The organism is Flavobacterium gossypii (assembly GCF_014138495.1).
Classification (GTDB): Bacteria; Bacteroidota; Bacteroidia; order Flavobacteriales; family Flavobacteriaceae; genus Flavobacterium; species Flavobacterium endophyticum.
The window spans coordinates 13,692-28,908 of record NZ_JACJIS010000005.1 but is presented as its reverse complement, the minus strand read 5'-3'; the positions used below and the strand labels follow the sequence as shown (position 1 = coordinate 28,908).

12 protein-coding genes are annotated in these 15,217 nt (G+C 37.6%); 8 read left to right on the top strand and 4 right to left on the bottom strand.

The features are described from left to right. The first annotated feature begins 130 nt into the window (after positions 1-130). The 6 genes from rmuC (at position 131) to GGR22_RS16410 (ending at position 8,728) form a co-directional block, all read left to right on the top strand. A complete protein-coding gene (rmuC, locus tag GGR22_RS16435) occupies positions 131-1,495 on the top strand; it encodes a DNA recombination protein RmuC (protein ID WP_182494536.1) in 1,365 nt (454 codons plus the stop codon). A gap of 23 nt (positions 1,496-1,518) precedes the next feature. Continuing rightward, positions 1,519-2,064, top strand: a complete 546-nt coding sequence (locus GGR22_RS16430; RefSeq protein WP_121377548.1) for an acyl-CoA thioesterase — start codon at positions 1,519-1,521, stop codon at positions 2,062-2,064. 115 nt (positions 2,065-2,179) lie between these two features. Next, positions 2,180-3,286, top strand: coding sequence for a hypothetical protein (locus GGR22_RS16425; RefSeq protein WP_121377569.1), 1,107 nt, complete (start codon positions 2,180-2,182; stop codon positions 3,284-3,286). A 47-nt stretch (positions 3,287-3,333) separates the two neighbouring features. Beyond that, complete coding sequence (locus tag GGR22_RS16420; RefSeq protein WP_182494535.1) at positions 3,334-5,376, top strand: FG-GAP-like repeat-containing protein; 2,043 nt, start codon at positions 3,334-3,336, stop codon at positions 5,374-5,376. Positions 5,377-5,587: 211 nt separating this feature from the next. Beyond that, positions 5,588-6,682, top strand: a complete 1,095-nt coding sequence (locus tag GGR22_RS16415; protein ID WP_182494534.1) for a hypothetical protein — start codon at positions 5,588-5,590, stop codon at positions 6,680-6,682. A gap of 15 nt (positions 6,683-6,697) precedes the next feature. After that, positions 6,698-8,728 (top strand): FG-GAP-like repeat-containing protein, encoded by a 2,031-nt coding sequence (locus GGR22_RS16410; RefSeq protein WP_182494533.1) that lies wholly within the window; start codon positions 6,698-6,700, stop codon positions 8,726-8,728. Positions 8,729-8,801: 73 nt separating this feature from the next. Here GGR22_RS16410 and GGR22_RS16405 read toward each other — a convergent pair whose 3' ends face one another. Together GGR22_RS16405 and GGR22_RS16400 are read right to left on the bottom strand one after the other, a co-directional pair. Continuing rightward, positions 8,802-9,560 (bottom strand): T9SS type A sorting domain-containing protein, encoded by a 759-nt coding sequence (locus tag GGR22_RS16405; RefSeq protein ID WP_182494532.1) that lies wholly within the window; start codon positions 9,558-9,560, stop codon positions 8,802-8,804. A 1-nt stretch (position 9,561) separates the two neighbouring features. Next, positions 9,562-10,083, bottom strand: a complete 522-nt coding sequence (locus GGR22_RS16400; protein WP_182494531.1) for an ankyrin repeat domain-containing protein — start codon at positions 10,081-10,083, stop codon at positions 9,562-9,564. Between the two features lie 307 nt (positions 10,084-10,390). Between GGR22_RS16400 and yiaA the strand changes: the two genes are divergently transcribed. Then, positions 10,391-10,789, top strand: coding sequence for an inner membrane protein YiaA (gene yiaA / locus GGR22_RS16395; protein WP_121377553.1), 399 nt, complete (start codon positions 10,391-10,393; stop codon positions 10,787-10,789). 60 nt (positions 10,790-10,849) lie between these two features. Here the strand turns inward: yiaA and GGR22_RS16390 are convergent, their stop codons facing one another. Both GGR22_RS16390 and GGR22_RS16385 read right to left on the bottom strand, forming a co-directional pair. Then, positions 10,850-11,566, bottom strand: coding sequence for a LytR/AlgR family response regulator transcription factor (locus GGR22_RS16390; RefSeq protein WP_182494530.1), 717 nt, complete (start codon positions 11,564-11,566; stop codon positions 10,850-10,852). After that, positions 11,563-12,642: a sensor histidine kinase gene (locus GGR22_RS16385; protein ID WP_246336977.1), complete on the bottom strand. Its 1,080-nt coding sequence runs from the start codon at positions 12,640-12,642 to the stop codon at positions 11,563-11,565. The genes GGR22_RS16390 and GGR22_RS16385 overlap by 4 nt, the downstream gene beginning before the upstream one ends. 217 nt (positions 12,643-12,859) lie before the next feature. Between GGR22_RS16385 and GGR22_RS16380 the strand changes: the two genes are divergently transcribed. Then, positions 12,860-15,202, top strand: coding sequence for a TonB-dependent receptor domain-containing protein (locus tag GGR22_RS16380; RefSeq protein ID WP_182494529.1), 2,343 nt, complete (start codon positions 12,860-12,862; stop codon positions 15,200-15,202). The last annotated feature ends 15 nt before the right edge of the window (positions 15,203-15,217 follow it).

Sequence of the window (15,217 nt, the reverse complement as noted above, 5' to 3'; positions counted from 1 at the left end):
ATAAAAATTCTCTTACGAAAACACGGTCTAAAATACCAAATTTTAACATTCATAGAAATATTCATTGAAAAATAACGGTAATAAAAACCTATAATTTATTCTTACTTTTACTTTCTACAAAAACATTAAAATGAACGACACTATCATCACCATTATCGCTTTTATAATTGCCTTAGCCATAGGAATTTTTATTGGAAAGTTGCTTTTTTCTGCCAATGCAAAATCAGAAAAAGCAGGCCTTGAAGAACGAATCAACGGACTGCTTTCTCAGATAGAACAATTAAAATTACAGCAACAGCAGGACCGCATTAGCTCAGAAAATCAATTGCAGCAGATTGCCTTGGAAAGAGAAGGCCTCAGAACAGAAAAAGAATATTTAGCCATACAGCTTTCAAAAAAAGAAGTTGATTTCGAAAATCTTTGGGAACGCAACAAAGAACAAAAGCAAGAAGTAGAACAGCTGCAAGAAAAATTCACCAAAGAATTTGAAAACCTTGCCAATAAGATATTAGAAGAGAAATCCACAAAATTTACCGAGCAGAACAGGGAGAATATGAAAAATATACTTTCTCCGCTACAAGACAAAATCCAGCTTTTTGAGAAAAAAGTAGAAGATACGCACAAAGAAAGTATCGACTATCATGCCGCACTAAGGCAGCAGATTCTAGGCCTTCGCGAAATGAACGAGCAGATGAGCCGAGAAACGCTCAACCTGACCAAAGCGTTGAAAGGCGACAGCAAGATGCAAGGAAACTGGGGCGAATTGATCTTGGAAAGAGTGCTTGAAAAATCTGGCTTGGAAAAAGGCCGCGAATACGAAGTACAGCAGAGTTTTGTAACCGAAGACGGCACAAGGGTTTTCCCAGACGTGGTCATCAACTTACCCGACGGCAAAAAAATGGTAGTGGATTCCAAAGTATCCTTAGTCTCGTATGAAAAATACATCAACGAAGAAGATGAAGTCTTGAAAACAGCCTTCTTAAAAGAACACTTGAATTCAATCAGAAGGCATGTCGAGCAGCTTGGCGCCAAAAACTATCACGACCTTTATCAAATCGAGAGTCCTGATTTCGTCTTGCTTTTTATCCCAATGGAGCCTGCCTTTGCCATTGCGCTAAACGAGGATACTACACTTTACAACAAAGCCTTTGAAAAGAATATCGTAATCGTCACTCCTTCTACCTTGTTGGCTACGCTCCGAACTATTGACAGCATGTGGGCCAATCAAAAACAGCAGGAAAATGCTTTTGAGATTGCAAGGCAAGCCGGAGCCCTCTATGATAAATTTGAAGGTTTTGTAACCGATCTTGTCAAAATAGGCAAAAAGATGGATGAAGCCAAAGTAGAATATCAAGGTGCCATGAACAAACTTTTTGACGGAAAAGGCAATCTGATAAACAGCGTAGAAAGGCTGAAAAAAATGGGCGCCAAAGCTAAAAAATCATTGCCAGAGAATATCCTGAAAAGAGCCGAGACAGACGATTCTGAAAACTAATAAAGAACCCAACCCAAAACTGTATGGACAAAACGTATAAAACACCAAAATCTTCCCGAATCACGATTTCGGAACTGATGCTGCCGTCGCATTCCAATTTTAGCGGCAAAATCCATGGGGGCTACATTCTGTCTTTGATGGACCAGATCGCCTTTGCCTGTGCTTCTAAATTTTCGGGTTCCTATTGTGTCACGGCTTCGGTTGATACGGTCGATTTCCTAAATCCGATCGAGATTGGAGAATTGGTTACGCTAAAAGCATCTGTAAATTACGTCGGCAACAGTTCCATGGTAATTGGCATTCGCGTCACAGCCGAAAACATACAAACTCAAAAAGTAAAACATTGCAATTCCTCCTACTTTACGATGGTTGCGAAAGACGATTCGGGCAAAAATGTTTCCGTTCCAAGATTAACATTGACTACTGTCGAGGAAGTACGTCGTTTTTGCGATGCCATGAGACGAATTAAGGCGAAAAAAGAGCATAAAGAACAAGAACATTTATTTGACCATACCTCAACTGAAGCCTTGCAGGACATCAAAAACATGGACATCCGAATTCATTTATAAACACAACTAAACAATTTAATAATAGCCCTCTAACTTTTTTGTTATAAAATCATTTTCTTTTTAGTTTTATTATATATTTGCCATATTTATTCCTAATTTTTTGATGGTAAATCTTATGAAACACAACTATTTTTTAAAGAAATCATTACTATTACTACTTTTCTTTACCATTTTATCATGCGGGTCAGACAACGACTATGTTCCCGTACCAGAACCCGTTTCTCCAGTTACAGTTGATTTGGCAGCGGTTCCTTACGCCAAATTATCTGATTACAAATTTTTCGAAGGCGATATGAAAGAACACATACCCTCTTTAAATGTAATTCCTTACGAGCCAGCAAGTCAGCTTTTTACCGATTACGCCAAAAAGAAGCGATTCATATGGATGCCTGAAAATGTAAAAGCGACTTATACTGCAGACGGAAAGATTTTAAACTTTCCGGTAGGAACTGTTCTAATAAAAACATTCTATTATTCTACGATACAGCCAGGAAACACGACAAAGATGATCGAAACCCGATTGATGATTCGTAAAGCTGATGGATGGAAATTTTACGAATATGTGTGGAATGACGAACAGACAGAAGCGAACCTGATCGTAAACGATGACTTTATAAACGGCAGCACCAAAACAATTACCTTCAAGAAACCAAACGACGAGGTAATTACAGCCGAGTATAGAATTCCGTCAGAATCAGAATGTCTCGCCTGTCACAAGATAAATGAGATTGCGACTCCGATCGGTGTCAAACCTCAGAATTTAAATATCAATTATGCGTATAGAGAAGGAAACAAGAACCAATTGCAGAAATTGTTAGAACAGGGCTATCTGGAAAGCTATCCTTCTACTATTGCCACAACAGTTAATTACAACGACACCTCACAGTCTTTAGATTTAAGAATGCGTTCTTACTTGGATGCTAACTGTGCGCATTGCCATCAAGACCAAGGACGCTGTGATTATCGCGCCATACGTTTTGCTTTCAGCGAAACTTCAAATCCGACCAACCTAGGTATTTGTATTGACGCCGATGAGATCGTAAGCCCTACGTTGCAAAAAATTGTCTTGCCGTCCAACTTCAGCAAATCGATACTGCATTATCGATTGCGAACTAATGACGAAAGCGAAAGAATGCCCCTATTAGGAAGAACGATTACTCACGATGAAGGAATAGCGCTAGTAGAGCAATGGATTAGCTCATTAACGCAAACTTGCAACTAAATCCAATAAAACAGCTTAACAACAACCAACTAAAAACTATAGTCATTATGAAAAAAACTTTATTTTTCTTTAGCCTATTTTTTTGCTTTTCAATCGCAATAGCCCAAAGCAATTGCGATACTGCATTAAATATTACGCTTAACTCCATCACCACAGCTCCTTCGTATGCTGCTGAAAACGGAACTGCGCCAAGTAACTTGTGCGGACTTAATAATGGTCCCGGCACAAAAGGCAAATGGTATAAATATACTGCCACACAAAACATCAATGTGACCGTATCTACGCTTTTGCCTCAGAATCCTAATACCGACACCAGGGTAATTGTATATAGCGGATCTTGCACCAATTTAGTATGTATAGGTTCTAACGATGATTATGATGGCAGCCAAGCTTCACAACTTAGCTTTGCGGCTACTGCAGGCACAACCTACATCATTGCGTTTGATAACAAATACAGTAGCAATGGCTTTGATTTCTCTTTTACGCAAACAGCCTCTCCAGGTGTAGACCGATTGTCATTCACATCGCGTCCGGTTGCGGGAATAGCTGGACAACATAACAATTGTATCGTAGATATGAATGGCGACTACTTAGACGACATTGTTTCAGCAATCAACAATACACAATTAGCCATTAGCTATCAACAAGTTGGTGGTACATTTACGACTACGACATTCACTATAGCAAATACATCAGTTCAACCAACCTGGAGCATCGCAGCAGGCGATTATGACAACAACGGATACAATGACCTGATCTATGGCTCAGGCAGCGGAGTCGTGTTTTTAAAAGCCAATACAGACGGTTCGGCATATAGTACCTTTAGAAAACCCGAAAGTTACTTGACACAACGTACCAATTTTGTAGACATCAATAACGATGGCAAATTAGATGCTTTTGTATGTGATGATAACTCTCCAAATCGATATTATTTTAACGATGGCTTGGGCAATATTGGAAATCAAACTCAAGGCGGTCTGGGAATTTTCCCGACTGGAGGAAATTATGCCTCAAACTGGTTTGATTATGATAACGATGGCGATATCGACATGCATATGTCAAAATGCGGGCAAGGAGGTTCAGGTGCCGGTGGAAACATTGATGAAATGTACAGAAACAATGGTGACGGAACGTTTACCAATGTAGCTGCAACAGCAAATTTGGCAGCACCAGAACAAAGCTGGTCGTCAGCAGTTGGAGATTTCAACAATGATGGATGGATGGATATCATCTTAGGCGTAAATGCAACCTCTGACGGTAATACAAATGTAATGAGAAACAATGGCGATGGCACGTTTACCAGCGTTACAGTAGGTTCAGGATTCGATCTTATTTTTAGCACTGGAAGAGAATATGTAGCTCATGATTTTGATAATGATGGATTTTTAGATGTTTTGGGCTCAGGAAACAATATTATGTTTGGCGATGGTAATTTCCATTTTACGCCAAATCCAAATCAATACCTATTATCTCCAGTTGACAGACCCGTTGGAGATTTAAACAATGATGGCTTCTTGGATATCCAAAATGGAACTAATGTATTGTTTAACAATGGAAACAGCAATAAATGGATAAAAATCAGTTTTGAAGGCGTACAAAGCAACAGAAACGGAATCGGAGCAAGAGTGGAACTTTACGGTCCATGGGGCAAACAAATCCGAGACGTGCAAAGCGGAACTGGTTTCCAAAACATGAGCTCTCTGAATGTACATTTTGGTATCGGCCAAGCATCTTCAATAGAAAAAGTAATTATCAGATGGCCATCTGGAATTGTGGATACAGTCTTAAACCCTTCAACAGGCCAGACATTACATGTAAGAGAAGGAGCAACACTTGGAGTTGCAGAAAATAACACAAAACAATTCACATTGTATCCAAACCCTACAGCTGACTTCCTAAACATTCAGCTCAATGAATTGCAAGCTGAAATAGATGGAGCAAAAATCTATGATTTGACAGGAAGAATGATTTCTGACGCAAAAGTCTTAAACAGCAAAATTAATGTTCAATCACTTCCTGCAGGAACCTATGTAATCATCCTGCATGATACAAAAGGAGAAAAATACGCTCAGAAATTCATCAAGAAGTAGTAATCTCTCACAATAAGAAAAATCCCGAATGGTTTCATTCGGGATTTTTTTTGTACAGAAAATTCTCCCAACCTTAGCGTTATCAGGCATTACACAAAACACAATTAAACAATTTAGTATCAGCGCTATAACTTTTTTACTATAACAATATTTTCTTCATAATTTTATTTTATATTTATTATCTTTATTCCTAATTTTTTGAAACACATCTATGAAACAAAACTATTTTTTAAAGAAATCACTGTTATTTATTCTTTTCTTTATCATTTTTTCATGTGGATCCGATAATGATTATATCCCAGTAGAACCTACTTCGCCAGTCGTGGTTGATTTGGCATCCGTTCCGTACGCCAAGCTATCCGATTATAAATTTTTCGATGGCACAATGAAAAATCAAGTTCCGTCTCTTGACGTACTTCCTTACGAACCTGCAAGTCAGCTTTTCACAGATTATGCCCATAAAAAAAGATTTGTTTGGATGCCAAAAAATAAAAAAGCGGTATATGACGGCGATGGAAAAACCTTAATTTTTCCTGTAGGCACTGCGCTTATAAAAACATTTTATTACGACAATATCCAGCCTGGCAATACAACACGGATTATAGAAACTCGAGTCATGATACGCAAAGAAGAAGGATGGATTTTTGCCAATTATGTATGGAATGCAGATCAAACCGAAGCTACCCTTGATCCTAATGGTAGTTTCACAGACATTACATGGCTGGAGGAAGGAACACTTAAAAACACGAACTACCGTATTCCATCTTCTTCAGGAGGCGAATGCTTGACCTGCCACAAATCAAACGACAAGCCTATCCCGATTGGCTTAAAACCTCAAAACTTAAATTTTGCTATAAACTACGCTTCTGGAAGCAAAAATCAATTAGAAAAATGGGCAGAAGTTGGCTACTTAGACAATAACTTCCCAAGAAATATAGTATCGACAGTACGATGGAACGACGAGTCACAACCCTTGGAAAAAAGAGTGCGGTCTTATATCGATATAAACTGCGCCCACTGTCATCAACAGGACAGCCATTGTTCTTACAGGCCGATGCGTTTTGCTTTCAGCGAGACAACCGATCTTACAAATCTAGGCGTGTGCATGACACCGGTTGACATTGTAGGAAGCGGACTCTCCCACATTGTAGCACCAGGCAGTCCTGAAAGATCCGTGATGCATTTTAGAATCACGTCTGTAAATGAATCTACAAGAATGCCGCTGCTGGGAAGATCGATCGTTCATGAAGAAGCTGTCGAAATGATAGACGAATGGATAACTACCTTAGATATGAGATGTAACTAATAAACAAACAACAATATGAAAAAAAGACTACCCCTAATTATGCTATGCCTGACGGCTTTTTTGGCCAAGGCACAAGACAATTGCCAAACTGCCTTGGAAATTACAGCAGGCACGCATACCATTGATGCAATTAACGGAAATGCTAATACGTATGGCATTTGTGCCGGAAGCGGTACGGCAGCAAACAGCGAATGGTATAAATACTCACCTTCAATAAACACTTCGGTGACCGTAACAACTGACCTTATAGCCAACATTGGAGGAGACACCCGTTTCCATATCTATAGAGGTGCTTGCGGTGCATTAACTTGCGCAGGCGGTGATGATGACAGCGGAAACTTAGGAAACGGATTTTTATCAGCATTTACTTTCAACGCTGTTGCTGGTACTACCTATTTTATAGTTTTCGACAACAAATGGCGAAGCACAGGCTTCAATTTTGTTCTTGCCGAAGGACCATATACTCCAGAACAGCCTGAAGTACCTGGGCAAATTGTCGGATTTACGCCGCAGACTATAGCGCTGGGCGGTTCCTATAAAAATTGCGTGGTAGACATGAACGGTGATTATTTGGATGACATTGTAGGCATAAGCAATACTAGCCTCAACATTTTATATCAAAATGCTAGCGGTGGCGGATTTACTCCAGCTACGATAACTACACCGCAAGCCACTTATATGCCGTCATGGAGCGTCACTGCGGCCGACTATGACAAAAACGGCTATACCGATCTATTGTTTGGATCTGGCAGCGGCGTGACTTTTATGAAAGCCAACAGCACAGGCACGGGTTATACTCCTATCTCGGGACCCCAATCTATTTTCAGCCAGCGTTCCAACTTTGTAGACCTCAATAACGATGGGCATCTTGATGCTTTTGTATGCCATGACGTAAATCCTAATGTATATTACCTTAATGACGGAAACGGAAACCTTGTCTTCCATCAAGGGGGTATGGGCGATTTCCCAAGTGGCGGAAATTACGGTTCTATTTTTGTCGATTATGATAATGATGGCGACCAAGATCTTTTTATCGCAAAATGCCGTGGTGGTAATACAGGTGCCAATATTGACGAATTACACAGAAATAACGGAAACGGCACTTTTACCAATGTATCTGTAGCAGCAGGAATGGCTGACCCTGATCAATCTTGGTCAAGTGCTTTTGGTGATTTTGACAATGATGGCGACATGGACGCTTTAATCGGTTCAAACGCCGGAGGAACGACTCAAAAATTGATGCGTAATAATGGTGATGGCACCTTTACGAATGTAAGTGCAGGTTCAGGATTTGAATCCTATACTAATACTGGAAGAGAATATATTGCTCGTGATTTTAACAATGATGGATTCATTGATGTCTTTGGACCAGGCGGTATTATCATGATCAATAATGGAGATTGGACTTTTACAAAATCAGGCGGAGCACCTCAAAACGGACCTATCGGAGATTTGAACAATGACGGCTTCTTAGATGTTCAGGTCGAAAACACGGTCTATTACAATAACGGAAACGACAACAATTGGATTATACTGAACCTTCAAGGTATCCAAAGCACCAGAAATGGTATTGGGGCAAGAGTAGAGATATATGGAGCTTGGGGCAGACAGATCAGAGACGTGAGAAGCGGCGAAGGCTTTGAATTTGCAAACTCATTAAATACACATTTCGGAATCGGAACTGCAACAGAAATTACGAGACTCGTAATAAAATGGCCTTCTGGCTTGGTCGAAGAAATCCTAAATCCAGCTATAAATTCAAAACTGCTTGTTGTAGAAGGCTCGACTTTAGGAATCTCTGAAACAAATAGCAATCAGTTTATACTTTATCCTAACCCAGCTTCCGATTACATTCGAATCCAGCTTACTGACATGCAGTCTGAAATTGCCAGCGTAAAAATCTATGATTATCAAGGCAGAATGGTTTCAGATGTAAAAATACAAGAAAACCAGATTGACATTCAATCACTGTCTGCAGGAAACTACATGATGGTATTGCAAAACAGCAATGGCGAAAAGTTCTCTCAGAAGTTTGTCAAAAAATAAAGCTTGTTTTATACTACAAAAAATCCCGAAAGTTATTCGGGATTTTTTTATTTAGAGAATTGCTCTTTCGAAGTTATTCAACCACTAATGTTTTTGTGGCATTTCCATATTCAGTTCTTAAAACCACCATATAGGCGCCTGTAGTCCAATCAGAAGTATTGATTTCTGTATGGGAATCAGAAATCGACATCGTTTTCACGACCCTGCCCAAATTGTCATAAATCTTAACTTCTCCTACAGCAATAGATTGAGGTAGCTCTAGTGTTGCAAAGCTTTTTGCAGGATTTGGATAAATCTTAAACGATTCAACTGCAAAATCCTCTGTCCCAAGTGAAAAAGCAGCCACAGTAGCACCGCAATTACCCGATCCATGATAACCGATAGCCAAGCTTCCCGGCCTATGCGCCCAAACTAAATTAAGAGGTTGGGCGGCGGCGGTAAAAGTATGATCGTTTGAATCACCTGTATCACGAGCTCGTGTCGCAACCACTGTCCTTACACCTGCGTTAATTGTATTAGAAGTTACTGTCCAATTTTGATTAGAATCTAGAGGAGGAGTTACTCCCGTTCCGTTAAAGGTCCTGTCAGTCATGTTTGTCCCGTCAAAAATTACGACATCGCTACCATTATCATCCATAGATGTAGCATTAAAAGACACACTAAGCCAGTCTGTAGATGGTCCAACAAGATTCAAAGTAACCAGAGTGCTGGTAACATCTATCTTTGCAGTAAATCCAGCCATAAAGGTTACAGTTCCCGTACTATACGTCTGTGCAGACAAACCGAAGCTCATCAGGACTATAGCAAAAAAAGTAAGCGTATTTTTTTTCATATCAATTGGTTTTTAAGATTTGTATTAATTTATCGTCATTTGCAAGTACGGCATAATCAATCGCCGAATTACCTCTGTTGTCTTTGACCGCAGGATCAGCCTTAGCTTTTATAAGAAAATCCGCAATTTCATACTTTTTAAATATTGTGGCATAGATCAAGGCCGTAGTGCCATTAGAATCGGGAATATTAGGATCGGCTTTATTTTCCAATAGTTTTTTTACTATTTCAACATTGCCTTTTACGGTGGCGGCCATCAGTGCCGTTCCCATGCCGCTCGCCGTGTTTATGTCTTTTACCTGCTGCATTAAAAATTGGGCAACTTCCGTATTTCCTCTATAGCAGGCTAATATTAGCGGAGAATAGCCTTCTGAAGAAAGTTCATTAATACACCCAGGATTAGCTTTCATTAATGCTTTTACTTCATCTACCGTACCTGTTCTAGCGACATTAAAAATATCTTTTTGCGAAAAAGCATTTAGAGAAAGGAAGAGCAGAAAGATAAAAAGAGTAGTTTTTTTCATAGGCAAAGTTTCAGCAATTTTGAACCATAAATCACGATAGTCCACTCTATAATCGTATGTTTCTATCCATAAAAATAAAAAACTTCAATTCGTAAATTAACCGATATATCATCACAAATTTATCTATTTATTTTTATAATCTAATGATATTAAGTTAATTATTTAAATTTATACAGCAAGCCATCTTTTGTATTTCTCTTTTATCTAGTTTTCTAAAAATGATTCTGTCGTAAGAAAATGCCCAAAATAAAAAACTTTGTTATATTTGGAATAAGCAAATTCTGAAAACAAACTTAAACTGAAAACTATGAGTCAAAAAACTTCACCTGCCTTTGTTGCAGCATCTTGGATTGCGCTTGCTGCGGGAATGATCGGTTATTTTATAGGATTATGGAGAGCCGAGATGGAACTTAATGAAAAAGGCTACTATTTCACAGTGCTGATGTTCGGAATATTTGCAGTAGTATCATTACAGAAAAGTGTTAGAGATAGAATGGAAGGCCTTCCCGTAACTGATATTTATTATGGAATCTGCTGGTTTGCCACAATATTATCAATCGTCTTGCTAGTCGTAGGATTGTGGAATGCTACTATTTTGCCAAGCGAAAAAGGCTTTTATGCCTTTGGCTATTTATTGGCCTTGTTTGGAGGTATTGCTGTTCAGAAAAATACGCGTGACAATCAAGCTGCAAGCAGACAGAACTAAAAAACACAACAAATTAAAAAGTCCCAACTTGGGGCTTTTTAATTTTAGCAAACTATATATTTATTTTGAATTCTTCAATGTCTTTAAATACAATAAAACATCTTCTTTATAACTAGCTCCAATTGGAATTTCAATATTGCTAACTTCGATTTCGTTCATTGTAAAAGCTGTAATTTTGGAAGTATTTATAATAAAGGATCGGTGAATTCGCAAAAAATTATCCTCATTTAATTCTTGTTGGATATCTCCTATTTTATATTTTGAAGTGATATTTTTATCGCCTATCATATTGATTTTTATATAATCTTTAAGGCTTTCGATATAGACGATATCGTTCATATTGATTTTATAATTTTTGATTCCTGATTTAACCAAAATAAAATCATCCGAAACAGATTCTTTACTTTTTACTTCGCTTTTGGCAGTTTCACTTAAAAATTTGTCAACAGCTTTTAAGAAACGTTCAAAAGTAATCGGCTTTAGGAGGTAATCGACAACACCCAAATCATAGCCTTCAATTGCATAATCTCGGTAAGCAGTAGTCAGTATTGTTTTGGGCGGGTTTTTTAGATTTTTTAAAAATTCTATACCCGTAATATTTGGCATTTTTATATCAATAAACATCAAATCGATTTTTTGCAAATTCAATATCTCAAATGCTTTTAATGCTGTATTGCAAGTTGCCACAACTTCTAAGTTGTCTATTTTGGCAATATGCTTTTCTATTAATCGAATCGCTAGCGGTTCATCATCAACTACCAGGCATTTAATTTTCATAAGCTGTTGTTTTGATTGATTTGTAAAACTACTGAAAACGAATTTACAGCTTGTTTTATATCCAATGAATAATTATGCGAATATATCAGATCCAACTGTTTCTTTATGTTAGTCAACCCTATCCTATCCTCATCCTTGCTTACATAATCGCTTGAAACTGTATTTGAAATTTTAAAGGTAAAAGCTTCTTTTGTCTGAATGATGGAAATCCAGATTTTTGGAGAACCGCTATCTTCTCCTGCACCGTGCTTGAAGGCATTTTCTACTAATGACAAAAGTAATAATGGCGGAATTTGCATGTCGTTTTCAAGATCGGTATCAAAGGTAATTTCTAATCGATTGTCGTATCTCAATTTTTCCAATTCGATATAATTCTTCATCAGTTCTATTTCGCTTGACAAGGAAACGAATTGGTTATTGCATTTATACAAGACGTGGTCCAGAATATCAGACAGTTTCCCGATAGCGCTGGCTGTCTTAGGCGAATTATCCAATGAGAGCGAATAAATATTGTTTAAGGTATTGAACAGAAAATGCGGATTTAATTGTGCTTTCAGCATCTTTAGCTCAGATTCTACTTTTTTTTGTTCTAATTGTGTTGCTTCGCTTTTCTTCTGTTCGTTATTGAAAAAATATTTTACAAATAAAAACTGAAAGGAAACCGTATACACCGAAGGGAAATATTTAACTACCAGCGAATGGAGATCCGTCAAAATTTCATACACCGACTCTTGTTCAAAAGGCGGCGTCCTAACCAATTCTTCACCTACATGAATCGTCAAAATCCTGGCAAGGGCAGAAAAGATATAACAGGTCAGGAAAAATAAAATTAGTGACAAAAAATACCTCTTTTTCAATATAAACTTAGGAAGCAGGTAATAGGCAAGAAAATAAGACGCCAGCATTTGCGGAATATGGACGCAAAAATTGAATAACAAAATTACCCATAGCGGATCATTATTCTCATCCAGCAAACCCGCAGGAATGTAGGTTACTACTATAACCATCCAGAATACTAGATGCTGTGCTAACCTATTATTCCGGACATATTCTGATATTTTCTTAAGATAATCCATAGCTAAAAAAAATTAAAGATAATCAAGAACTTTTTAAATTCAATCACAGTCGACAAAAACGCAATTTTAACTCCTGAACACTCTTTTTTTGAAACTAAAGACCATTTTAGGACCTAAAATAGGCTGTTTGCCTATAAAAAACCTGTTTCTATCTTATGCCTTTATTCTGCATTACAAAACATCCAATCTTTGCCTTGTAATCTTAAACAAAAGCATGATGAAAAAAATAGTATTTATAGCAATTTTCCTCTCCTTTACGACCATTTATTCACAGGAAATTCAGAAGTCAATAACTGTCAGCGGAAAAGTAATCGAAAAAAAGACGGCTACTGCAATAGAATTTGCAACCATCACTTTAATAAATAGTTCGGACGGCAAAGTAATTGTAGAAACGATAACTGATGGCAAAGGAACTTATAGCTTAAAAATAACTCCTGGGAAATACAACATCAAAGCGGAGTTTATTGGTTTAGAAAGCAGTACCCTTGAAAATTTCGACTTGCAAAACAATCAGGTTTTACCACCGTTTTTGCTAGAAGAGATGCCAACCCAACTCGAAACTATTGAGATCCAAACAGAAAAGACAACAATAGAGCATAAATTAGACAAAAAGGTCTTTAATGTAGGCAGCGACCTAGTTTCAAAAGGTGGAAATGCAATCGATATTTTAAACAATGTACCGTCAGTAAGCGTCAATTACAATGGTGCGGTTAGCTTGCGAGGCAACACAGGCGTTCGAATCCTGATAAACGGAAAACCTTCTGTTTTAACTGCCAATAATGGTCTCGAGCAAATTCCGGCAGAGAATATAGAAAAGGTGGAAGTGATTACCAATCCATCTTCTAAATACGATTCAGAAGGAACTGCTGGCATTATTAATATCATTTTAAAGAAAAATAAAAGCAAAGGATTTGGCAGCTCCGTTCAAGTTACCGCCGGAATTCCAGACAACTATGCATTGGGCTATAACGTGAATTATAAAAATAAAAAAATCAATATTTTTTCTGATTTAAGGTACCGATATATCAATTTCCTCGGTAAGGAATCTAGCTCAAGGGCTATTTACGATGATAATACTATCGATTCGTATTTAAATGGAACCGTTGATAGGGACAGAACAAATAGAACATTTACCACGTATTTTGGCGGTGATTATTATTTTAATGACAAAAACATGATTACGTTGAGTTATTTTTACAGAAACAATACCAGCAGAAGCAAGGTTGATTATGCTTTCAACTATTTAGATGAAAACCGCAATCCTGAACGCATTGCCAATGCCAAGGAAGCTTATAAGGAACCTCAAACTGCCAATCAGATTGAATTGAATTACATCAAAACATTTGCTAAAGAAGGTCAAAAATTCACAATTAACCTGCAATATGACTTTTGGAATGATGATGAAAACGAATCCATCGTTGAGCAAGAAATCTTTCCAGTTTCATTACCCTTCAGAGCCTTAAAAAGTAGAAATATTGAAAGCAGTAAAGATTTTTTGTTTCAATCAGATTACAGTCTGCCGTTTAATGAAAAATCTAAAATTGAATTCGGAATAAAAGGCGAAATTCGAAGAATTAACAGCGATTATCAAGCTTACGATAATAACGTGGCCATTGACAGCCTGAACAACTTATTGCATTATGATGAAAGAATCATCGGTGCTTATGTTCAATACGGAAGTAGCATAAAAAAGCTCAACTATTTGTTAGGCCTCCGAATTGAAGATTCAAATACAGGAAGCAATGACAAAATCAATCAGTTTAATATTGACAAAAAGTATACTGATTTCTTCCCAACAGCCCATTTTACTTATGAAATCAATGATGTTTTCAATCTTCAATTAAGTTATAGCCGACGTATCAGCCGTCCCGCTTTTTGGCAGCTCAATCCGTTTGGAGGTATTGCAGACAGAAGAAATATCCGAATCGGAAATCCTGATTTAGATCCGGTATATACCAATTCTTATGAACTCGGGACTTTAATAAAATGGAGAAAATTCATTATCAATCCGAGTTTGTACCATCAATTTTCAAGAAACATTTTTGAAGACATTCGCATCACAAACCCTGATGGCTTTTTAGTAGAACAAGCGATAAATTCTGGAACAGAAAGTCGAATTGGTGCAGAAATTAGTATTTCATATTCTCCACTAAAATGGCTAACTCTTAATGGCGAGATGAACTACTATACCTTTGAGCAAAAGGGAATATTTAATGTTTCTGACAAAAATTTTACCTCAAAACAAAGTACGCGGATAAAATTTTCAACATGGAATTTTCAAACTAATTTGAATTATTTAGGAGCTACCAGCAGCGGCCAATACAATTCCAAATCGCAATACTGGTTTGATTTGGGAATGGGGAAAGACATTTGGAACGAAAGAGCAACAATCACATTAAAGGCGGATAATATTTTTGACTCCCGAATTTCAAAAGGGCTTGTAAGAGGGAATGACTATACTTTGGATTATAATTTTAGAAGCGTTGGTCCTAGAGTATATGCCACATTTACGTATCGACTGAATCGAAAAAAGAGCGATAGAGATCGTTTGCCAGAATAGCAAAAAAAATCCCGA

Bases quoted from the DNA above. Each gene is read 5' to 3' on its own strand.
- GGR22_RS16400 (WP_182494531.1), bottom strand. From the start codon at position 10,083: ATGAAAAAAACTACTCTTTTTATCTTTCTGCTCTTCCTTTCTCTAAAT.
- GGR22_RS16390 (WP_182494530.1), bottom strand. From the start codon at position 11,566: ATGAAAATTAAATGCCTGGTAGTTGATGATGAACCGCTAGCGATTCGA.
- GGR22_RS16410 (WP_182494533.1), top strand. From the start codon at position 6,698: ATGAAAAAAAGACTACCCCTAATTATGCTATGCCTGACGGCTTTTTTG.
- yiaA (WP_121377553.1), top strand. From the start codon at position 10,391: ATGAGTCAAAAAACTTCACCTGCCTTTGTTGCAGCATCTTGGATTGCG.
- GGR22_RS16425 (WP_121377569.1), top strand. From the start codon at position 2,180: ATGAAACACAACTATTTTTTAAAGAAATCATTACTATTACTACTTTTC.
- GGR22_RS16380 (WP_182494529.1), top strand. From the start codon at position 12,860: ATGAAAAAAATAGTATTTATAGCAATTTTCCTCTCCTTTACGACCATT.
- GGR22_RS16420 (WP_182494535.1), top strand. From the start codon at position 3,334: ATGAAAAAAACTTTATTTTTCTTTAGCCTATTTTTTTGCTTTTCAATC.
- GGR22_RS16385 (WP_246336977.1), bottom strand. From the start codon at position 12,642: ATGGATTATCTTAAGAAAATATCAGAATATGTCCGGAATAATAGGTTA.
- GGR22_RS16415 (WP_182494534.1), top strand. From the start codon at position 5,588: ATGAAACAAAACTATTTTTTAAAGAAATCACTGTTATTTATTCTTTTC.
- GGR22_RS16405 (WP_182494532.1), bottom strand. From the start codon at position 9,560: ATGAAAAAAAATACGCTTACTTTTTTTGCTATAGTCCTGATGAGCTTC.
- rmuC (WP_182494536.1), top strand. From the start codon at position 131: ATGAACGACACTATCATCACCATTATCGCTTTTATAATTGCCTTAGCC.
- GGR22_RS16430 (WP_121377548.1), top strand. From the start codon at position 1,519: ATGGACAAAACGTATAAAACACCAAAATCTTCCCGAATCACGATTTCG.